Annotated in this window: 16 protein-coding genes and 1 pseudogene; 5 read left to right on the top strand and 12 right to left on the bottom strand. The window is 44.4% G+C overall.

Going from position 1 to position 21,169, the window contains the following annotated elements; all coding sequences use genetic code 11:
* Positions 1–504: 504 nt before the first annotated feature.
* A complete protein-coding gene (rlmD, locus tag I8J29_RS22690; protein ID WP_208849751.1) occupies positions 505–2,049 on the top strand; it encodes a 23S rRNA (uracil(1939)-C(5))-methyltransferase RlmD in 1,545 nt (514 codons plus the stop codon).
* Between the two features lie 43 nt (positions 2,050–2,092).
* Here rlmD and I8J29_RS22685 read toward each other — a convergent pair whose 3' ends face one another.
* Positions 2,093–2,515, bottom strand: coding sequence for a site-specific integrase (locus tag I8J29_RS22685; RefSeq protein WP_420831150.1), 423 nt, complete (start codon positions 2,513–2,515; stop codon positions 2,093–2,095).
* 150 nt (positions 2,516–2,665) lie between these two features.
* Here I8J29_RS22685 and I8J29_RS22680 point away from each other — a divergent pair.
* Positions 2,666–3,869, top strand: a pseudogene (locus I8J29_RS22680) (IS3 family transposase).
* Between the two features lie 104 nt (positions 3,870–3,973).
* On the opposite strand, the gene I8J29_RS22675 reads toward I8J29_RS22680, so the two are convergent.
* The 10 genes from I8J29_RS22675 to I8J29_RS22630 form a co-directional block, all read right to left on the bottom strand.
* Complete coding sequence (locus I8J29_RS22675; RefSeq protein ID WP_208849750.1) at positions 3,974–6,997, bottom strand: type I restriction endonuclease subunit R; 3,024 nt, start codon at positions 6,995–6,997, stop codon at positions 3,974–3,976.
* Positions 6,994–8,292 carry a restriction endonuclease subunit S gene (locus I8J29_RS22670; RefSeq protein ID WP_208849749.1) on the bottom strand — a complete coding sequence of 433 codons (1,299 nt, stop codon included), beginning with the start codon at positions 8,290–8,292 and terminating at the stop codon, positions 6,994–6,996. The genes I8J29_RS22675 and I8J29_RS22670 overlap by 4 nt, the downstream gene beginning before the upstream one ends.
* Positions 8,293–8,294: 2 nt before the next feature.
* Positions 8,295–10,265, bottom strand: a complete 1,971-nt coding sequence (locus I8J29_RS22665) for a type I restriction-modification system subunit M (RefSeq protein WP_208849748.1) — start codon at positions 10,263–10,265, stop codon at positions 8,295–8,297.
* A gap of 811 nt (positions 10,266–11,076) precedes the next feature.
* A complete protein-coding gene (locus tag I8J29_RS22660; RefSeq protein WP_208849747.1) occupies positions 11,077–11,994 on the bottom strand; it encodes a hypothetical protein in 918 nt (305 codons plus the stop codon).
* 941 nt (positions 11,995–12,935) lie between these two features.
* Complete coding sequence (locus I8J29_RS34670) at positions 12,936–13,121, bottom strand: ATP-dependent DNA ligase (RefSeq protein ID WP_420831149.1); 186 nt, start codon at positions 13,119–13,121, stop codon at positions 12,936–12,938.
* 74 nt (positions 13,122–13,195) lie between these two features.
* Positions 13,196–13,384 carry an ATP-dependent DNA ligase gene (locus tag I8J29_RS34665; protein ID WP_420831148.1) on the bottom strand — a complete coding sequence of 63 codons (189 nt, stop codon included), beginning with the start codon at positions 13,382–13,384 and terminating at the stop codon, positions 13,196–13,198.
* Between the two features lie 170 nt (positions 13,385–13,554).
* Entirely contained in the window at positions 13,555–13,806 is a 252-nt protein-coding gene (locus I8J29_RS22645; protein ID WP_240546408.1) for a type II toxin-antitoxin system HicB family antitoxin, read from the bottom strand.
* Between the two features lie 731 nt (positions 13,807–14,537).
* On the bottom strand, positions 14,538–15,212 hold the full coding sequence (locus I8J29_RS22640) for a hypothetical protein (RefSeq protein ID WP_208849744.1): 675 nt from the start codon (positions 15,210–15,212) through the stop codon (positions 14,538–14,540).
* Between the two features lie 187 nt (positions 15,213–15,399).
* On the bottom strand, positions 15,400–15,798 hold the full coding sequence (locus I8J29_RS22635) for a helix-turn-helix transcriptional regulator (RefSeq protein ID WP_208849743.1): 399 nt from the start codon (positions 15,796–15,798) through the stop codon (positions 15,400–15,402).
* A gap of 31 nt (positions 15,799–15,829) precedes the next feature.
* The gene (locus I8J29_RS22630; RefSeq protein WP_208849742.1) at positions 15,830–16,828 is read right to left on the bottom strand and encodes a 3'-5' exonuclease; all 999 of its coding nucleotides are present in this window, start codon (positions 16,826–16,828) and stop codon (positions 15,830–15,832) included.
* A 1,576-nt stretch (positions 16,829–18,404) separates the two neighbouring features.
* Here I8J29_RS22630 and I8J29_RS22625 point away from each other — a divergent pair.
* Together I8J29_RS22625 and I8J29_RS22620 are read left to right on the top strand one after the other, a co-directional pair.
* A complete protein-coding gene (locus tag I8J29_RS22625) occupies positions 18,405–18,602 on the top strand; it encodes a hypothetical protein (RefSeq protein WP_208849741.1) in 198 nt (65 codons plus the stop codon).
* A 128-nt stretch (positions 18,603–18,730) separates the two neighbouring features.
* Entirely contained in the window at positions 18,731–19,003 is a 273-nt protein-coding gene (locus tag I8J29_RS22620) for a hypothetical protein (RefSeq protein WP_208849740.1), read from the top strand.
* 669 nt (positions 19,004–19,672) lie between these two features.
* On the opposite strand, the gene I8J29_RS22615 is transcribed toward I8J29_RS22620, so the two are convergent.
* Positions 19,673–20,044, bottom strand: a complete 372-nt coding sequence (locus tag I8J29_RS22615) for a sugar ABC transporter permease (RefSeq protein ID WP_208849739.1) — start codon at positions 20,042–20,044, stop codon at positions 19,673–19,675.
* 104 nt (positions 20,045–20,148) lie between these two features.
* Between I8J29_RS22615 and I8J29_RS22610 the strand changes: the two genes are divergently transcribed.
* On the top strand, positions 20,149–21,165 hold the full coding sequence (locus tag I8J29_RS22610; RefSeq protein ID WP_208849738.1) for a glycoside hydrolase family 172 protein: 1,017 nt from the start codon (positions 20,149–20,151) through the stop codon (positions 21,163–21,165).
* Positions 21,166–21,169: the final 4 nt, after the last annotated feature.

Genomic DNA, 21,169 nt, shown 5'->3' with positions numbered 1-21,169 from the left:
CCTTCCCTCCTCCTTATGTAAACGCATTCAATCACGTCGAGTACCGCCTATTCTAGGCTATAACTGATCAAACCTCAATGAGAAAGGATGTCGATAAATGGAAGATCGTTTCAGGCAGTGGTCTTTCGTAGGAGTAGCTCGGACACATCAATAGTAAAGAGGTTATGATCGTAGTGGGGTGTTGCGATGCGGGGTCGTACTTCCGGGATTTGTAGACGTTCAAGTCCTCGGCAGGATTCCGGACTGCTTCCGCTTCCGTTTAGGAAGCGAACGGCCGCCTCTGCACTACCCTTTTCATCCATGCATCCGATATGACTTCTCATTTCCGTGTTGTAAGATCATGGATTCATTGCTCAAATAGATAGTTTTCGACTTATTACATGTGTTAATATGAGGGGATAATATTTATGTAACATTGGGATCGGAATTAACAGCACCGCAGTGTTCGAATGACAAAGATAACCGAGTGATCAAGCGAAGCTGATGATGGAGCGGATATTTAAGATGAGCAAGTTCAAGAGCAAGCACGTCAAGAAGGCAGGTAAAAACGAAGGCAGGAAAGACAATGCTACCGCGCCAGTCATTAAAAATGATGAGGTCACCGTCGAGATCATTGGCCTGACACATGAAGGCGAAGGGGTAGGCCGCGTGGACGGCTTTACCCTTTTTGTGCAGGGGGCGCTTCCAGGCGAAACCGTGCGTGCGCGCGTGATGAAAATTAAGAAGACGTACGGCTACGCGAAACTGACGGAGATCGTCGCGCCGAGTGCTGACCGCGTCGACGCGCCGTGTTCGATCTACAAGCAGTGCGGCGGCTGCCAGCTGCAGCATATGGGCTATGCCGCACAGCTGAAGTGGAAGCGGCAGCATGTGGTGGACAGCCTGGAGCGGATCGGGAAGATGCGGGTCGCTGGAGAGGCGGTTCGCGCCGCCGGAGGCGAGAGCAGCGATGCGGTTGAAGAGGCAGAGCAGCACGCGTTAATCGTGCATCCGACGATCGGCATGGGCGAGCCGTGGCGCTACCGCAATAAGGCGTCCGTGCCGATGGGCATGGCGGTGAGCGGAGCGATCCACGGCAAGGATGGCCTGCCGCAGTCGGATCTGAACGGCGAGCGCCTGATCGGCGGCTTCTATGCCCGCGGCAGCCACCGGATCATCGACATGGACGAGTGCCTGATCCAGCACAACAGCAACGACGAGATCGTCGTCCGCGTGAAGCGCATCGGCCGCGAGCTCGGCATCACCGCGTACAACGAGGAGACCGGCCAAGGTCTGCTCCGCCACGTCATGGCCCGCGTCGGGTTCGTGACCGGCGAGGCGATGATCGTGCTGATTACGAACGGCAAGCGCATCCCGAATGCGGAGGAATGGATCTCGCGCATCCGCGAAACGATCCCTGGCGTGACGAGCATCGTGCAAAACATCAACAATCGCGACACCAACGTCATCTTCGGCGACGAGACCCGCGTCCTCTGGGGCAGCGAGGTTATCTACGACGAGCTCGACGGCATCCGCTTCGCCATCTCCGCCCGGTCGTTCTACCAAGTGAACCCGGTGCAGACGGTAGAGCTGTACCGCAAGGCGGTCGAATACGCCGCGCTGACCGGCACGGAGCAAGTCATCGATGCGTACTGCGGCATCGGGACGATCTCACTCTTCCTGGCGCGCCAAGCCGGCCATGTCCACGGCGTCGAGATCGTGCCGGAGGCCATTGAAGACGCCAAGCGCAACGCCGCGCTCAACGGCGTCGCCAACGCCGCCTTCGAAGCCGGCCCGGCCGAGGTCGTCATCCCGCGCTGGCGCGAAGAGGGCATCGTCCCCGACGTCATCGTCGTCGATCCCCCGCGCAAAGGCTGCGACGAAGCGCTGCTGGGTACGATCCTGGCGATGAAGCCGGAACGCGTAGTGTACGTGTCGTGCAATCCGGCTACCTTGGCGCGTGACTTGCGCTTGCTGGAAGATGGCGGGTACCGGACTGTGGAGGTGCAGCCGGTGGATATGTTTCCACACACTGTGCACGTAGAGTCTGTCGCACTGCTTGTTAGATGAACGTTGAATTAACGGGCTTCTGATTGTTAAGGAACCTGAGCGCTTATTCAGAATATCGTTCAGGTTCTTTTGGCTTTATACCGGCTAAAAAGGGAAGAGCCAAGTCAAACTTATTCGCAGCTTCTTTGTCTGCTTTCGATAATACATGGCCATATATATTCATGGTTCTCGTGATGCTCGCGTGACCCAATCGTTCAGAGATAATTTTTGCATGGACACCTTGATTGATCAGTAGTGTGGCCGATGTATGGCGCAAATCGTGAAATTTAATATATCTTAACTGGTGCTTCTTGAGGAAGTTGCGAAACCATAAATACGGACTTTCCGGATAGAACGCTTGTCCATATTGATTAAAAAAGACAAAGAAATGATTTTGGTTCCTAGTTTGTTCCAGAAGACTCCATTTCTGTAATGCGAATGTATAATATTCGCCTAGTTGAGCACATACAGCATCAGATAAACTAATTCTTCGAATCGACTTTTTTCATTCGGAGCATCTAAACCTGCAATAGGCATATATCAATTAAGATATCTTCTACTTACGTGCATATAAAAAAAGCCGCGGTATTGGTATTATCCCCTCATGGTTGACAGTGAAGAAAAGCCCATTGGTACAATGGACTTAAAAGCTGCAATCGGAGGGGATTTTTCTGGCAAAAAGGGACAACTATTTTTCCAATACACGGCACAATTAAAAAGCGAGGCTATTCGTCTTTATGAATCAGGTGTAAGCTCTCGCGAAGTAGCGAAACAATTGAATATTCGTAGTAAAGCTCAAGTGTTGGATTGGGTTAAGAAATCCCAAAACGGTATTTCATTAGAGGATGGTCGTGGACTGCATTCATCCCTCAGAGGTCGACCTAAAACGAAGTTCGCAAGTCTAGAGGAAAAGTTGGCCTTTTTAAAGGCGGAGAATGAATATCTAAAAAAGCAGTATCCAAATCTGCACAAGGAGTGACACGAAAAGGCGATCGGTTTCTAATCATCCAAGAAATGCATCAACGGTACCCTTTAAGCTGGCTGCTTGTGATTGCCCAGGTTTCTCGTGCAGGCTACTACAAGTGGCTTAAGAGCTGTACGCAAAGAAGCTTAAGACGAGAAGCAGAACAGACGATTAAAGAGCATATTATGGCTATCCATCGTCTCCATCCTTATTATGGCTACAAAAGAATGACCACAGCGTTACGAAAAGAAGGCCTACACATCAACCATAAACGTGTCTACAGATTGATGAAGCGTCTCGAGATCCAGTCTGTTATCCGTAAGAAAAGACGTTTCTTCAGTAAAGAAACGTGCTCGTAAACCCAAATCGTCTAGATAGGGAGTTTCAGTCAGAGAGACCATTCCAAAAATTAGTTACCGATATTACCTACATCCGAGCAGGAGAGCAGTTTTATTACCTGTCCGTGATCCAGGATCTCTACAATAACGAAGTTGTTTCCTGGCAGCTTTCGATACGTAACGACTTAAAGCTCGTCATGCAGACACTTGAGAAGCTGCATGGTGTAACGGATCTACATGGCACTATGCTGCATTCAGACCAAGGATTTCAATACACAACCCATCACTATAACAAGCGCTTAGAGGAATATGGGATGATTGCGAGCCATTCCAGACGTGGAAATTGCCATGATAACGCCTGTATAGAATCTTTCTTTTCACATCTGAAGACAGAGAAAATTCATCTTACTCGCCCCAAAACGGCTGAGTCGCTTTACACGGCGATTGAAGAATACATCGCATTTTACAACCACAACAGGTTTCAGAAAAAATTAAATAACCGTCCCCCAGTTGATTATCGGGAGACGGCCGTTGCATAGTACGTTTTTTTTCACTGTCTACTTGACGGGGGTAAGACCACTCCAATGTGGCCTTTCTGTTTGATCTAATTATGAAAATTGTAAAGTTCAACGTCATCGTGTCGCTATTTCTTAAGCAGGTTGTACACGATTTTACCAACGGCATCACTAATCATTTTACAGCCTTCGTCACTAGTTGAAACGAATTGCACGAGTTTATTTAACTGATCATTTTGGTTCTCCAGCTGCTCTTTTTGTTCTTCGAATGAGTCGACCATTCCGTCGATGAATTGGTTCTCGAATGGATATTTGAAGTCGTCGTAGGAGTTGTTGTCTACTTGTTCTTTCATGCCGGGCACGCTTATAAATTTCTCCGCCACTTCATATAGCTGACCGCTGATAATTTCGCCATCCAGGTTCGTTCCGAACCTTTCATTGATCTGCTGAACAATGACGGAGAGGTATTTGTAATCTTCTTGCCGCTTGCCACCTGCTGCAGATACTCCACCGGTAAGCGGTGCAGAAACACCTTTCTCTAGCTCGATTTGTCCTTCTTCCGCTTTTTTTATGCGATAAAATTCCAAATCCACCAGGTCTGCATCGAGAGTCCAACTACTTTTGCCAATCGGATCACTTATCTTTTTATAAAAGAGCCGGATAAATGTAAAGTAACGTTTCATATCTTCTTCATATTCCACGAGCTGGGAGAGGAATAGATACAGCGAAACGAACTTTTTCATCATCACTTTAATATCATTCTGCTCATCTTTTGAAAGCTCTTTAAACCTTTTCTCCGGCGTCTGGAGGATTTTATAAAGCTTTGCCTGATCAGTAGCCGATTGCTTCGCCTTAGGCTGAAAGAATACGTCACAGAATGCATTTATTTCGTTCTCCTCATATATCCTTGTGTCGTCAAGCTTCCGGCGGTAATCATACAGCAAGTTCGGATCAGTTTCCTCATCAATTTCCGTTTTTTCGTAATACGGCTGAAATGCTTTTTTAATCGTTTCCCGATCATTGACGAAATCGAGAACAAACGTATCGGACTTCTCAGGATGCATGCGGTTTAAGCGCGACAGCGTCTGAACGGCTTTGATACCGGTCAATTTTTTATCAACGTACATCGTATGCAACAGAGGTTGATCAAAACCGGTTTGATATTTGTCTGCTACGATCATTATTTTGTATTCCTCTTCCTCAAATACATCAGCTGTTTGCGTATCCGGAAAACCGTTCATACCAGCTTCGCTGACGATTTCATCCAACTCCACATCCTCAACGGTGCTAGAAAATGCGACTAGAACGCGCAGATCGGTATATTCCTTTTGCTTTAAATACGCTTTAAATGCATCCATATAGCGCTTTGCATGCAGGCGTGAAGAGGTGACTACCATCGCTTTAGCTTTACCGCCGATTTTGTCCTTGGTGAACGATCTGAAGTGTTCGATAATCACAAAAGCTTTTTGTGATAGATTGGTTGGGTGAATGGATATGTACTTTGCTATCCCTTTTTTCGCTTTTTTAGATTCAACTTCAGGATCGTCGTTGACGGCTTTGTTAATTTTATAGTACGTATCGTACGTAGTGTAGTTTTTAAGTACATCATGGATGAATCTTTCTTCTATCGCTTGTCTCATTGAATAAAGATCGAACGCTTCGTAATCGCCTTCTTGATTTTTCGTTCCGAACGTTTGCATCGTCTTCTTCTTCGGTGTTGCCGTGAAAGCAAACATGCTTAAATTTTGACGCCGTTCGTACGCTGCCATCACTTCTGCAATTTGATCATCCATATCCAGCTCATCTTCATCACGGCTGTCCATTTTCACTGCATCGTCCAGCGATTTATATGTAAGCATATCCTTCATCTTGGCAGAGCTCATGCCAGTTTGCGAGCTATGGGCTTCATCCATGATGATGGCATACTTGGAGTTTTGCGGCATTTCTTTCAGCTTACCTATAACAAACGGAAACTTTTGAAGTGTCGTGACAATCACTTTCGAGCCGCCGCTAAGAGCATCGGCAAGTTGCTGCGAACCTTTATCAATATAAGCCACAAAACCGGGCGTCGAATCAAATTGACGGATAGTATCTTGAATTTGTGAGTCAAGGACAATCCGGTCTGTAACTACAACAACCGTATTAAAAATGACTTTCCCACTAGCATCAGCTAGTGAAGCTAGTCGATGCGCCGTCCATGCGATCGTATTGCTTTTGCCGCTGCCGGCAGAATGCTGAATCAGGTAGCGATGTCCCGTACCGTTTTTATAAACATGAGCAGCAATTTTTCGTACCGCGTTCAGCTGATGATAGCGAGGGAAGAGAAGCTGTTTCTTCTTCTTTTTATCTTTTTTTTCTTTTTCAATTTTTAGTTCAATGAAGCGTTGCAGGATTTCAAAAAGGCTGTCTATTTGCAATATGTCTTCCCAAAGATACGTGGTTTTATATCCTGTCGGATGCTCAGGATTACCTTTTCCGAATCCATCGCCTTTGTTAAATGGCAAAAAGTATGTTTTTTCTTTTTTCAGCTCAGTCGTCATGTGTATTTCATCTGTGTCTAATGCGAAATGCACAAGCGATCGTTCATTAAATCGGAATATAGGTTCAGCCGGATCACGATCGTTTTTGTATTGATGGATTGCATTTTCAAACGTTTGGCCGGTCAGCGGGTTTTTCAGCTCCATTGTAATAATAGGAAAACCGTTTAGGTCGATGACAACATCAAGTGAATTTTCATTTTTAATGCTGTAATAAACTTGCCGTGTAACCGATAACCGGTTTTTTTGGTAATTCAAAACTGCATTAGGATTATAATCATTGTCTGGCTTCATGAAAAACATGCGCAGTTCAATACCTCGATCTTTGTATTTCCCTTGTGCACTGTCCCGAAGAAAGCCAATTAGGCCCTTCGGGTGCATTTGAATTGCCTTTGTCATAGACTGGATGACGCCACTTTCTACTGCTTCACCATAAATCGTTTGAAGAGCAGCCCAATGTTTGGGCTGCGTTTCTTTTAAAAAATTAATTAACCGAACTCGGAATAAACCTGAAGAAGGATCAAACTCTTTTTTATCGCCTTTAAGGTAACCCTGCTGAAGTAACGCATACTCAATGGCGGATTCAAATACAATTTCACGAAAATCAATGGTCATTGAACACCCTCCTTTGAAAATTCTCGTACATCAATTTTACCAATAACCGCTTTGCTAATAAGCGATTGACGATATTCTAGGAGTTTTTCAAGCTGGAGCTTGACCTTTAATGATAATGAATCAACGCCGTGGATTTTATTTCTTGTATACTTAATTAATCTATCGAGTTCTTCATCCGGAGGAAGTATTATAGGCAGTTCTTTTATGCTTGAAGAAGAAATCGAAGCCAAGTTTGTTGATTGTTTAGAATGCATCATAAAGTAAAATTTAGCGTAACTAGTCGAAGTGATAAGGTCCAACCAATCTGAATGCATTAAAACTTTTGGACGAACAGCAAAAACGTGGTTTTGATGAAGACAGAGTTCAATTTGCGCTTCCCATTTGGCTCCTCGACCTAATTTATCGTAGTCTCCGCCTTCATTCATTAAAACGTCACCATATTTAAGTTGATATCTTTTTTCTTCACCTTGAGCGACTTGTATGTTTGCTACATCTGTTAAATCTAGATATCCATCCTGAACATTTGCGACCCTTAGATATGGCAACTCAATCACTTCTTTATCAGTTAAATCTTTACCTTTAGTAACGCCAGATCGAACATCCGCAATAAATTTCAATCGCTTGACTTCCCAATGTGCAGGTACTTTACCCAGCCATTTAACTCCAGATTCTTTCATCGGCGCATTCGAATCGAGCCCTTTCGTGACGGCTTCGTCGATGATCGCTTGGCGATATTCTTTTAAAAGTTCAATCATGTTTTTTTTCTTGATAATTAATTCATCTAACTTATTAATGTTATGGTTTAGAAAAGATACAACTGCCCGTTGCTCATCAATATTATTAGGTAAAGGTATCTTGAAATTATCTAGATCCCCAAGATTCAGCACCTTTTGAGCAGATCCATAAGCAATTAGCTGCGATTGGTTTTCAAAAAGCTTGCTTTGAAAATAATACATAATATATTGGGGATCAAAATTCGAGCGTAATTGGATTCTTGCTAATGCCCTAGATAAGTTAAAGCCCTCTAAAAAATCATTAACAATAAAAACTTTCCCAATTGTACCTACAACTGATAGGACAACATCGCCTTTCTTAAGGATGGTTCTTTTAAATTCTTGGTTAATCTGTGGGGATATCATTTCAAATCCCTTATCAGCTACTTGATTATGTCCGATAATATCCATAATCCTTATTAAGGGAACAGAGTTTGGTCCTAGATATCTATCTGGCTTCAAAACACCATACGCTAATGGATATTTAATGATGCGTTTAAGCTTTTTTGATGTCCAATTCATTTTTACTTCATAACCTCCTCAAGAAGCTTGAGGATATCGCGTTCTAATTCACTAATTTCACTTTTTATTTCTTTTGTAGAGCGAATGTTTTGATACTTATAAAAATGTCGCGTAAATGGAATTTCATAACCTACATTACCGATGCCCCCATCTTTTTCATCTCGGACATCTTCGTTAATCCAAGCATCTTCCACATGTGGTCGAACTTCCGCATCGAAAAAGTCAAAAATGCTTCGTTTCAGAGGTACATTTTCAAAATCGCGAAGTTCAGCATCAGCCTCTTTGTTGCCTTTAGCGTCATAACAGATTTCCGCGTTTTCATCGCGCTCAGATAATGCCGACAAGATAGCTTTAAATACAGGAGGCTTCACAACAACACCAGCTTGCTTAAATGTTTTCTTCATTTCCACTTCAAACTTAGAGCGATCCATAAAAAGAGTTCCAGCATTCATTTTTTCAAGTGCAGCTTGTATGTTCTTTTGTTCAGTTTCGCTTAATTTTACAAAAGCCGTCTGTGAGAATAGGAGTTCTATCCTATCAAGCGAAACCTGAAAGTTTAATCGGAGCGGACGCTCGATTGTGATTCGTCGATATCCAAAATCCTCATTATCAAATACTTTGCAGTTTTCGCCTTCGGTAAAATAGCTATAAAACTTCAGGATCTCATCAATATGTTCCGGGCCAAGTTCATTACGCTTACTTCCCAGGCTTTTTCGCATCTTTTGGTAAAAGTCCACAACATTGATTAGCTGCACTTTGCCCTGACGGTTCACTGGTTTGTGATTGCTAAGCACCCAGATATAAGTAGCAATACCCGTGTTGTAGAACAGATCTGTCGGCAACGCAATAATTGCTTCCAGCCAATCATTCTCAATAATCCAACGGCGGATCTCGCTTTCTCCTGATCCTGCACCACCGGTAAAGAGAGGACTGCCGTTTAGAACGATGGCAATTCGTCCTTCACCCGGTTTCATTTTAGAAATCATATGTTGAAGGAATAACATCGATCCATCGCTAACGCGCGGTAGACCAGCGCCAAAACGTCCTTTGTATCCTTTGGTCTTATGTTCATTTTCAATTTCTTTTTGAGTCTTCTTCCAGTCAACGCCGAAAGGAGGATTGGAAAGGAAGTAATGGAACTCTTCATTCTCAAGCCCATCCTGTGTGAAACTGTTTCCGAATTTGATATTGGACACATTGAGCCCTTTGAGCAGCATGTCAGATTTACAGATAGCGTACGACTCACTGTTCAATTCTTGACCAAACACTTCTACATTCATCGTCGGATTGAGCTTGCGTAAGTAATCGTATGCGACAGCGAGCATGCCGCCTGTACCACATGCTGGATCATAAATTTTGCGAACAACCTTTTCACCTGTAAGAGCAGAAGCATCTGCTTCAAACAGAATATTAACCATCAATTGAATAACTTCACGTGGCGTGAAGTGCTCCCCTGCGGTTTCGTTCGATTGCTCTGAGAAACGGCGAATCAATTCCTCGAAAAGATATCCCATTTCAATATTGCTCACTGTTTTTGGAGAAAGATCAATTTTGAGCATCTCCCCAAGAACGCTATATAAAATATTGCTATCTTGAAGTTTATTTATTTGTATTTCAAAATCGAAATACCGGATAATCTCACGTGCATTTTCAGAAAAACCCTGAATGTACTCTTTTAGGTTATCAGATAACAACCCAGGAAAATCACGTATAGTTTCCAGTGTAAATTTGCTGGTATTATAAAATCTTGCACCTGCTACACGCTCAAGCATTCGCTGCTGAATAGTAGTTAAAGGCTCATTCATCAATTTATAACTTTCCAAAACTTTATCTTTTGTATCTTTCAATACATAATCAAGTCGCCGTAGAACCGTAAATGGTAGTACTACCTTGCCATATTCAGATTGTTTGTAATCGCCACGGAGCAGCTCCGCGATGTTCCATATTAAACTGACTTTTTCTGAAAAGTTCATTTTGTATCTCCCTCGAGCCTGTTTTCTTATATGAAATTCTATATGTCATTCCATTATACCTGTCAAAACTCCATCTTCATATGCACAAATACTGAAAGGTATTCTTAATTAATTGTCTAAAAGTGTTAACTTTTGAACAGCTCAATTTAAGTACATAAGTTCCACCATTTTCACACTTCTCATTGTCTAAAACATAGTCTAGACCACGCTATACAATTTATGCGGAAATCAAGAAAACAATAAGAGCGCCTAATGGCGCTCCCTGCTTTACTTGTCTTTTGATTCCCTAGGCCTTACATAGAAAACGAAGTAAAAGTTTGAAATGTTCCTTATCAACAGAAGTAGAATGTGAAGAATGCAGAAGACTTCTGCAAGTAATGCACCGGTAATGAAGACTTTACCTTTATGGATTTGTAGAATGAACGATACGAAGAAAATAAACGTCAGCAGAAACACTTGAACTATTAAGATATACACAAATGTAATCAATAACCACTGATAAAGAGATATAAGTTTTCGGTTAACAAATCGCTCTTCTGTCTGTTCTGTTTTTAACATTTTCACTGAGTCATTGTCACTCGATACAAGTATTGTTATGCACGAAATTGTAAAGCCAATTAGAATAGCCAATGCATTCGGTAGTATATCCCTTAGCTTAATCAAAGCACGTAACGAGTCTCCGTAAAAAAAGTATACCGTTACTGCCATTATTGAAATTAGTAAAGGCATTACAATTTCGTAATTCCTTTCGTTTTTCTTCAATGTGGCAAAGTAATGGACAATTGGCACAAGCCATTCACCGTATACTCTTTTACCCATCATAAGCGGTTAGATGCTCCTCTGTAATTTCTAGAATTTCATACATCTCCGTAAACATTGATTCTGTATTGACAGTTCCATTAGTTTCAAGTTCGACTGTAACATAGTCAACTTTTTTCAAGTTTGATGTATCCAATCTTATGTAGTTGTTGTCTTCATCATGACCATATAACCGGATACGGCTAACTCGACTTTCCCCACCAATAAACGAATTATACAGACTGGTAAAGTTCCTTTTCAGTAACGATTCTCTAGGTTTTGCTTTGGAAGTAATTATTATATCTTCCTTCATTGAAAAGTCTTCAAGTTCCATTAAATTCATCATTTCACTGCCCATTACAGTCTTTGTCGTGTAAAGTTCAGCTATTTTTATATCACGCATTCCATTTACCATCTCTAGAAAATCATTTGAAGGTTCAATATTATGTATTAGTTTGAACGTACGAGGTTGCTGCAATGCTGCAAAGTAGTGCCTTAATTGTTTATTGAGGTAACTAACGATTTCTCTAATGGATACTCCACTTCTCCGTTCCTCTAGTATAACTTGAGCTTCATAAGTTGAAATACGAATGCAAAGATGTGTCTTTTCCTTCTCACCTTCATGATTTTGTTTATCACTTGCTCTCTCAGTGCCATCAATGCTTGACATATAATCAGGTGAATGATTGTATTTACATGATTTGAAAACTATATTAGCGACATAATCAGCATGCAACTGGAACAATGCATACCTATCTAAGGCAATTGCTTTATTATATTGCGGTATCGAAATAATTTGCTCTTCTGTAGGACGTCCAAGGATGTAAATAATAAAATTTTTAAAGAACTCTCTGTCAAAATACGTTTCATCAGACCTAAACTTGTCAAACACAATGCCGAAAAACCCTATCCTTCTGTCCTGCGTACTCATGCTAAAGCCTCCCCGTTGAATTAAAGACCTACTTAAAAACATTCCCTAAATCCCCTTTTCGACAAAGGCTAGGTTATTCCTCTTTTTCCAATTACAACTAAGCAAAGCATTGTAGAAAATAGAAAATGAAAAGCATCCAGCCACAGCCGGTTCAAACAACTAGATATCCGCTTTGCTTTCTGGTAGCCTCAGAATACGAGCATAGATATATTGCCTCTTTCAATGCGCTTAAGTCAGTTAGCCTGGCAATATTTAAGGAAACCTTGAATCTATTCAGTCGACAACCCTCAAGGGAATTGATTAGACCCGTTAGTTAAGCTTTATTCAATTGAATTCATTCTCTTTAACAAATGTAAGTTTTGAACGAAAAGTGCTGATCTCTGGTCATGCAGTTGGTACACTCCAGCGCATCAATCAACTGGGTTATTTTGCTGTACTTACAAAAACCGACCTCCGGTCATTTTTTATATGGACTGCTTTATGAACGGTTAGCTCACATCTTCTAATTCCTTTGTATCGATCTAGGGGCAACCTGATATCCCCTGTTCAGGAGGTTGCATGCAGAATTCCGAGCTTCGTAGCATTACTTCTTTTGTGAAACATTGAAATTTGACGCGACAGCTTAAAATAGATTCCAAAAAGATCCATTCCTTGTTTTCGCAATTTATGATGTGTTTTGAGATCGCATGAAAGATTCTTATGACATCTCAACTTGGCGGGAACTCAATGACGCCAATATTCCGTGCTTGAAGCGATATCCCCAGCCAAATGGGCTCTTTCAAATAGGAGAGCTGGCATATTGCGTATTGATAATTCTTAACTTTTACAATCACTTCATGCGGCCGGGAGTCCAGTCTATAGATCGGGTCCCCGTTATACTGAACAATGCTTTCTAGTCCTTGCCGCTGCGTGTTCAAGAAGAGCTGGTGGCCGTCATCGAATTAGGGCGTGACGGAAAAGACGACTGATGCCGGTACGATCGACTGTAGTATTTCTCTGCGTTCAAGGAACGTCCTGTTCATCACGGATTGCCCATTCACCCATAAGACATCCCAGACTGGGAAATGGGCTTTTAAGGTCTTGCTGATTTGCTTAACAGCTGCCGTCTTTTTCGTGTTGAACCGCATCATCTCATCATCCCATCAGAGCTTATTTGGCTGATCGGGTGGTTGTGAGAGATCAAATGCGATACGTTCCCCATCTAAAATCGCATTCTGAGCAACTTGATATGTTGGAGCTCCGGAAATCGATCCGTAACCTCTGTACCGTGTCTTGAAAATACCCTTATGCTACCATGATCATAATGAATGATGATTCTAAATCCATCCCACTTTAAGCTCGACTTCCAACCCTTTTTTATTTCAGAAGGCTGTATAGGCTGAAGCAGCATTGGTTTTAAAGGTTGATGTAACACAGGCCACTTTGACCTTAGCATGGAGGGTTTAACATTGGTATATGGAATCGATGGGACAACTGTCAAAATTACATCTGACAAGTGATATCTCCGCTGAACCTGCTCAATTAATTAAGCCGAGGTATTGGCGATTGGCGACCAGGAGTTTATTTAGCAGCTGGAAGTGGGACGTTGATTGTGAGGCGTTCCATGGTTGCTGTATTGTCTTCGGGAATACTTTTACCCATCTGCAAACGCGACTCGATTTCCATGTGCAGCAGTTCGGTGGCATTCATGCGAACTTCTTCTAGCGTTTCGCCTTGAACACCTAGGCGAACGGCCGGGATATATCCGATAAAGTCGCCTTGAATCTTGTCCTCTTCAATCAAAAGTTGAAAGCTCAGTTCTTGGTTCATCATGTTGGTTTCCTCCCAGGATCCTTTATATTAGGACTGCACGGGCAGCCTAGTCGGAGAACCGAAGCTAAAGCTTCAGAACCCCTCAAGACGTCCGTACGCTTAAATTGCAGTGGCAAGCAAGGCATGAGGTGCGTTCCTTAATCGTGAACATACCAGCTATAGATACCGGGATGCTTATCAAGCACGGCTCGGTCGCTTACTTCAAAATCAGATCTGAATTTGGAATATGTAATAACACCTTCATTGTTTTTAAGCATTTTAGCAATTAGGGCCTCTGGCGCCCCGTGCCGGATGTATATTATTCATATTTAGAAGAGTGTGCACTGTCTTCATTTCATTAATAAGGGCGCTCAGCGTATGTGGGATACTGCATTAGCCATTCGAGCCCCTCTTCTGTTTGGGCAAAAAAATAGCCATGAAACACAAAAAAACACCTATTAAAGGTGTTTTGCGTCTCCATGGCCAAATAAGCCCTATTTGAATGTGCCGTAAACCGGCGAACTCCTTCTCCATCGAAACATTAGCGACAAAGAAAAGAAAAGCGTCATTAGTAATAAATCCATAATAGTACAACCAACATTTTCCGTCAACCGACAAAAAACGGGTAGCTTTTTAAAAAGCTCCCCTTTGTAGACTCAGTGACCCTTGTCATCGAAGCTCTTCATATAGGTCATCTACGCTATAAGATTGCCTAAGGATTGATGATGGAAGCGGGACAAGCGATTAAGGGTTTATCGATCGTTTGTTTTCTTAAGAAACGTTTCGAGCTCAGCTGAAGGAATCTTCTTCTTATAATGATTTGGAATGTGTTCGAAGCAGTATGTCATTCGAGTACGATCGAGTTTTGGAATTGTCCCGAGCAGCGCCCACTCGTCGCGCGTCAACTGAGCCCCACAATTAGTGTAAATACATTGCCGGTCAATCACTTCAGACGCCTGCGAGAACCGCTCGGATTCCTCAGGTGGAGATGAATGGAGCAGATGCTGAAGCGCAGGATTGCTCCCCCAATCTTTTTCTAGTTGATAATAGGGGGCAAGATCCTGCCAGCCAATTTGCCATGTATCCAGCGCTTCTCTAAAAGCCTCAGCCTTCGCCTGGTCAACCGCGGTTGAAAGCTTTTTAACGTTCCCGCTGCCATCCACGTTTAGTTCATGAAATCCGATCCCATCCCGGGTGTGCGGACCGATCGTTACACGTGCTACAACTTTGACATATCGTTGCGGGACATTAATCTCGACCTCACTATATTCCAGCGTCCACTGGCTTTGTGTAGCCAGTTCTACGCGGTCATTGTAAACCTGGTTCGGGATATAGGCGCGTCCGGTATCCTCTCTTTTCTTTACGGTACCTTCCGGAAAGCGAGCCTTAATTTTGGCGATCGCTTCCTGGTAGTTAAACTCGTCCATAAAGCCCGCTCCCTCCTATGTTACACTCGCATGTGGCAGTGGCTTACCGAATTCCTTTTAAAGGATCCGCTTCAATTTCTCTCGACCGAGCGTTATCATGGTGCTTTTCACAGGCCCTTTGGGAAACCGCTCCTTGATTCGCTCAATCTCTTCGGCGTAATTCCATCCTTCTACCATGGTTTCCTCTCTACTTCAAATGCACGTGGCCAAATTTGTCTAAATACGCGTCAAAGCGATCATAAACTTGTTTGGCCAGGCTCACCCTGCCTGGAAGCTCGCGGAGCATTAGCTTAAAATATTCAATACCCGCGTCGGTAATCCGATAGAACCGATTGTATCGATTGTCCCCATCCCAATGACGGGTCACATGCCCGTTTTCGTAGAGGACTTGTAGCCGTTTACTGAAATAGGCGTCGTTTACACCAACACCATTGCCTAGTGTTTGGGTAATAAATTGTTCCATCTCACTATGGTAACGCTGGCCGTTTATGAGATCGGATAACACCATGAAGTCGATAACTCGCTGTACCTTAACCAAATGACCGAGAGATTCTGTTTTCTCAATAGGGTTTTCGTTACGAGGCATGGAAAGCCCCTCCTTCAGAAGTGATCACCTACTAAACGAGCAGAGAGCGGTAGATCGCTTGCATGACGTCAAAGGTTGCTCTCGTATCCGCCCATGCGCGGTGCGGTCGTTCGTTGTGGATGCCAAAGGCGTTACAGAGTGTCGTTAGGTCATAGTTGTCGATCGGTAGATCCAATTGCCGGGCGAGCTTCATGGTGCAAAGCAGCTTACCGGTCCACACCGGAATATGAGCTTTCTCGCATACTGTCTTTAGCACCCGATAGTCATATTGAATGTTATGGCCAACAAGAACAGGCTCTCCAGCTAGAAACTTGCTTAGTTGCTTCATCGCCTGAAACGAGCTGAGCTTATCCGCAACGTCTACATCGGTAATACCGGTGAGCTCTCGCACTTGCTTCGGAATCTTGCATTTAGGATTGCAAAGTGTCTCAAAACGGTCGATAATCTTCCCATTTCGGAACTTTAGCGCACTGATTTCGATAATTTTGGCATAGTCCACAATCGGGGATGTTGTTTCAAAGTCGAGGACAACGCCCTCTTGCGGCATGGCGAGATCGCTATAATAGTCAAATGCCTTTAGCTTCTTGTCTTTGACAACCACTGGCGGGGAGACTTTTGCAGCATGGATCGACTCGAGTGGATAACCCTTCAGTTCACCCCGCTCAATTTGATCGACGATTGCGAGATCGTTGACCACATCGAGCTGCTTCAGATAAGGGTCGCATGAACGTTGCGTATAAGATGCAAACGCACCAAGCAGACGCATGACCTGATCTTTTTCAGCATGGCGTCCATCCAGCGTCAATGTCGCATTGTGAACGGCAAGCTGCAGACCAAAGCCCTTATAAGCGCGATGAAGGATGCCAAGCACGCGAAGCAAGCCTGTCCAAAACGCGTGGTCTGCGCGCCCCCCTCCAACGTTAAGGGCCATATAGCCTTCCTTCACGCCAGGGATCAGGCAATAAAACGTTAAACGGGTTTCCCGGTTGTACTCGTACAGATTCGCGGCCAGTAAAATCGTCTTTTCCATCGGATCACCTACAAGTAGAGGATCATCGGCAAGCAATGTTGGTGCGCCTTCCAATACGACAAGAATAACCCTACCGTCCGAATACGAGACTTTATTGAATTGATAATCCCCTTATCGTTCCACCAAACCAAATGTGGTCTGGAATCCTACCGTCAGATGCCCTCATTTTCTTTTTCAACGAAAGCTAAGAGCACAGAAAACACGGTTTACAAAAGAGAACACGATTCTCCCTTTCATCCCTTGACCATCGTTCATTTCGGCTGTGGCTCTGGGAGGCGTCGCCGAGTTCATTTTGGTTTCCAGGTGAGACGCTTCATTACTTCCAGTTCCTTTAGAAATTCCGGCAGGGTAGGGACGCTGTAAGCTCCTCGAAGCCACTAATATTGCTTAATCTAATAGCCGGCGTCTTTCAGCCCCTATCATCCTTTCCGAAATCAAGATTTAAGACGTACGTCAACCTGCGAGCTATAATCGCTTGTATCCAGTATACCATCTTGAATGGCGCCGATTTCATCCAAATAAACGTAGTGCTGCGTCCAAAGATGTTTATACGCAAATACATGCGCCTCGCAGTACATAAACCTGTAATTCGAAAGCGTTCGCCCCCGCTCCATGGCCGTTAATCCCTGCTTCGCGATTGCGCGTTCCAGAGGTTCAAAATTAGCGGATGAGCCCTCATTTAACATGCATTACACCCCTATTATACTTCTATTATAACGAACATACATTCCCGCCGCCCATATCCACATTATACCACTCCACACACTCCCTATCAATATACTTGTTAACACTCTTACCATGCCACCGCCCCCGCTCCTTCGATTCGTCGGACTTTGCCTCTTTATACCCGCCCTTCCCCTCCTGGCTGTATCTAGATCCGAACTTAGCTGCAGAACTGCACCCCTTCTACTATATCCGTGTCTATCTTTGGTGTTTCTCGAGTTTAGTTGCAGACCTCCTCCCTGCTCCTTAAATCGGATCTAGGAGCAGTTTCCGACCGCCCGGGGGGCCGGCGCGACGCGCAAAAACCGGGTTGAAAAGGGAACCTAACCAGGTCTCAAATGGCAGGTCAAGGGCGCGTTGAAGGGAGCGGCCACAGACATCGATTGTTCTTGAGCAGCGGGACGTGGCAGGCAGCAGGAGCGGGATCTAGGTAATGAACAATAGCTGAGTAGCTAAGGAAGCGAATCTGCAGCAGGTTGGACAGTCGAATTAAAGGAAGCACAGACCATCGGACGAAGAAAAGGAGCACTCGGTGCGCCGCAGCGGCAGGTTGGATGAACGCGCCGAATGTCGGGGGCGGCGGATAAGGTAAGGGTGCTAACAAGTATATTGTTGAAGAGTGTATGGTGAATTTAAATGTCTTTTCGACGGCCAATAACAGATTGCGGTTGCGCAACCTTGGGAACGTGGCTGGGACAAGTCTCATTTCCAGTCTAAGATTTAACTTCCTCGAACCTCAACATGAAGAGTGAAATCATAAAGACTCATTCCATCTGTGCAACTCATGATACTTTTAACAGATAGCTAACGTATAAAGTGTAAGAATAAAATCCCCGCAGAAAGAGATGATGTAATGTCAGATTTAATAACACCATGTAATCAATGTGGTGGAACATCCTTTGGTTTCGGACAAACGACCGGGCAAGCTGTGGTGTTTCCTTTAAATAAATTGTTTGCTCGCGGTTCTTCAGCTATATTTACAATCTGTACAGACTGCGGAGAAGTGCAATCCATTAGGGTTGAAAACCCCGAAAAGTTTAAAAAGCAATAAGAACAGTCAACTTTTAAGGCGATCTTCAAATCATTTTGTACCATACCCTATTCTGCCCGTTTAATAAAAAGAAGCAGCTACGAACCGCGGGCTGCTTCTTGGTACGTTGAACTAAAGCTGCCAGTTAGTTGAACAAAGGCAATGCCGGCAATCTGGCCATGCTGCTTGCCGTTTGCGGGCCGGAAGAGTTGGTTCTCGTTCAGCGCAATGCCCATAAGTCCGTGCTGAACGGGCTGCGGCTTGCGGGCGCGCGAGCGGTCTTTCTAATGCCGGAGACGGAAGAGCGCACCGAGCTTCATCTTATCCCTTCGCTTGAGCAGGTGGAGCTGACGCTGCAGCGATATCCGGAATCGAAAGCCGTCTTATTCACCAATCCGAGCTATTATGGTCATCACTTATAAACATGCAATTCCTTCCGCCTTCACGGCCCACTCATTTTCAAACTTACCAATTCGTAAGAACCAATGTGATGACTACTCCGATAATGGCAAATGAGATAAGAAACCCGATGATGTTACGTTTCGTAATGTTCCACTTTGCACTGTTACCATCCGGATCGTTTGTCTCGAGAAGCTTTCTCCATTCACTCATACCGATCCCTCCCTCTCTTTCTTCTCTTTCGCTCTTGTTATCTTTCTTTGTTTTTTCTGCCTACCTTTTTTGAGCGCTACGCGTTGGGCATCTGTTATTTATCGTTTCTGCTGTTCAGTCACTTCCTGTATACTCCCTTAAAACCCACTTATACCAGTATAACGCCAGTCTTAATTGGATTCTATTGTAAAACTTTGATCTGATGCCTATTGGATTGCAACGCCCGATCTTGTTCGTTGCAGCCTCCCAGATGGACAGCGGCGTTTATCCGTTTCTATCCGAATGCTTCTTTCACAGTTGATTTTGACAAATAACAGAATTCATTTAGACCAATCCTTTATTCCCTTGACCTTATATAATAGACATATTCTATTATTCAAAGGGAGTGGCGAGCTTTGAATCGGGTTGATATTGACAATAAAGGTATACCCCCTCTTACCGGAGCAAGTGGCTCATCCCGGATTACGGAAGCCTGACGGCTACGACGGAAATCGCAGATCAAGCAATGAAAGCTTGGGGGCAAGCGGCAGGAATGGTGGCCGCAGTTTATGGAGGAAATTAGGGAGAACGAGAAGAGGCTTGCGTCCGGCACGCGTTCTTAATGATGCGGGATAGAGCGCCAGCTTGGGATTGCCGAGCCAGTTAACCTGACCAAAACCGAACAGCGCCAGCAGCTGGTTAAGTAGACCGTGGTCCGTCGTTGACATGATATAGCCCCACAAGAAGCAGGCGACCATCGAACTGAGCACCGCCGGCGCGGCGAAAATGGTCCGCAACAAATTACGTGACTTTAGTGAGCGGTGCAGCGCAACCGCAAGGGGTATGGCTAGGCCGTTATGCAGGACGGTCATCGCAAGTAAAAATCGCTCCTACTGGGATTATAAAGACGATCTGCACCTATTCCGAATGATCATGGAAGCGTTAGCCTATCACTAACAACAGAGGAGAGATGAGCATGTTCCCACCTCTATACGAAATCAGAAAAGCAAACACCCGACAGTTCACGACCTTCGATCCTGCCACCAAGAGTAAGACGGTGAGAATCATGCCCGGCGAGCCTCCACGCACGATTGTAAAGAGCGACAAACCAGGCATCATCAATCGGATATGGCTGACCTTTCCCGGATGGTTCTGGCGACATTGGGATACGCAGGCCGAGAATGATACATCTACATTAAAGAAGCTCATCATCCGTATTTATTGGGACGGCGAGTCTCAACCGTCCGTTGAATGTCCGATCGGCGACTTCTTCGGTATTGGCCATTGCGAATTCCGGCACTTCGTCTCACGGTATATCGGAATGTCGAGCGGAGGTTTCTATTCCTATCTCCCAATGCCATATAATCAGGTGCGCATTGAACTTGAAAACTTGCATGAGCGCATACCGCTTGATGTTTTCTTTAACGCAAATTACGAGGAATACGCCGAACTACCGAAAGATTCTGGACGGTTTCATTGCCTCTTCCGGACGGCCCGCCTTGGAGGTTCAGACCCGCTTCCTCTGGTAGATATTCAAGGACGCGGCCATTACATTGGATGTTGCCTGTCCATGCAGGGAGAAGATCTAAACTACTTGTCTTACTTAGAAGCGCCAGAATATATGTTCATTGACACGGAAGACCGCGACAACCCAACGATCGTTGGCACTGGATTAGAAGATTATTTCAATGGCGGCTGGTATTTCAGGGATGGTGAATTCTACGCAGAACTGCACGGCGTGCCGCTGAAAGATACGCTGCGTTCGATGATCAGCATGTATCGGTTCCATGAGCGTGACGCCGTCGCGTTCGAAAAAAATCTCAGCATCTCGTTTGTGAACCCATGGGAGTCGAAGCACCTGAAGCCCTACTGGTTTTCGTCGACCGCCTACTGGTATCAGGATCAGGCTGCACCGCTTCCCGATAAGCTTCCCGTGGACAAGTTGATGAGCATGTACAGACGTCGCGACACGGACCATCAATCCTATCCTTAAGCGG

Origin of the sequence: Paenibacillus artemisiicola (genome assembly GCF_017652985.1) — a bacterium.
Classification (GTDB): Bacteria; Bacillota; Bacilli; order Paenibacillales; family Paenibacillaceae; genus Paenibacillus_Z; species Paenibacillus_Z artemisiicola.
This window is presented reverse-complemented; position numbering and strand designations above follow the sequence as displayed.

Coding starts and splice junctions, on each gene's coding strand:
- I8J29_RS22670 (WP_208849749.1), bottom strand. CDS start 8,292: ATGAATTGGACATCAAAAAAGCTTAAACGCATCATTAAATATCCATTA.
- I8J29_RS34670 (WP_420831149.1), bottom strand. CDS start 13,121: ATGCGGTTCAACACGAAAAAGACGGCAGCTGTTAAGCAAATCAGCAAG.
- I8J29_RS22640 (WP_208849744.1), bottom strand. CDS start 15,212: ATGGACGAGTTTAACTACCAGGAAGCGATCGCCAAAATTAAGGCTCGC.
- I8J29_RS22665 (WP_208849748.1), bottom strand. CDS start 10,265: ATGAACTTTTCAGAAAAAGTCAGTTTAATATGGAACATCGCGGAGCTG.
- I8J29_RS22635 (WP_208849743.1), bottom strand. CDS start 15,798: ATGCCTCGTAACGAAAACCCTATTGAGAAAACAGAATCTCTCGGTCAT.
- I8J29_RS22625 (WP_208849741.1), top strand. CDS start 18,405: ATGTCAGATTTAATAACACCATGTAATCAATGTGGTGGAACATCCTTT.
- I8J29_RS22615 (WP_208849739.1), bottom strand. CDS start 20,044: ATGACCGTCCTGCATAACGGCCTAGCCATACCCCTTGCGGTTGCGCTG.
- I8J29_RS22660 (WP_208849747.1), bottom strand. CDS start 11,994: ATGAGTACGCAGGACAGAAGGATAGGGTTTTTCGGCATTGTGTTTGAC.
- I8J29_RS22630 (WP_208849742.1), bottom strand. CDS start 16,828: ATGGAAAAGACGATTTTACTGGCCGCGAATCTGTACGAGTACAACCGG.
- rlmD (WP_208849751.1), top strand. CDS start 505: ATGAGCAAGTTCAAGAGCAAGCACGTCAAGAAGGCAGGTAAAAACGAA.
- I8J29_RS22645 (WP_240546408.1), bottom strand. CDS start 13,806: ATGATGAACCAAGAACTGAGCTTTCAACTTTTGATTGAAGAGGACAAG.
- I8J29_RS22610 (WP_208849738.1), top strand. CDS start 20,149: ATGTTCCCACCTCTATACGAAATCAGAAAAGCAAACACCCGACAGTTC.
- I8J29_RS22675 (WP_208849750.1), bottom strand. CDS start 6,997: ATGACCATTGATTTTCGTGAAATTGTATTTGAATCCGCCATTGAGTAT.
- I8J29_RS34665 (WP_420831148.1), bottom strand. CDS start 13,384: ATGCTGCTTCAGCCTATACAGCCTTCTGAAATAAAAAAGGGTTGGAAG.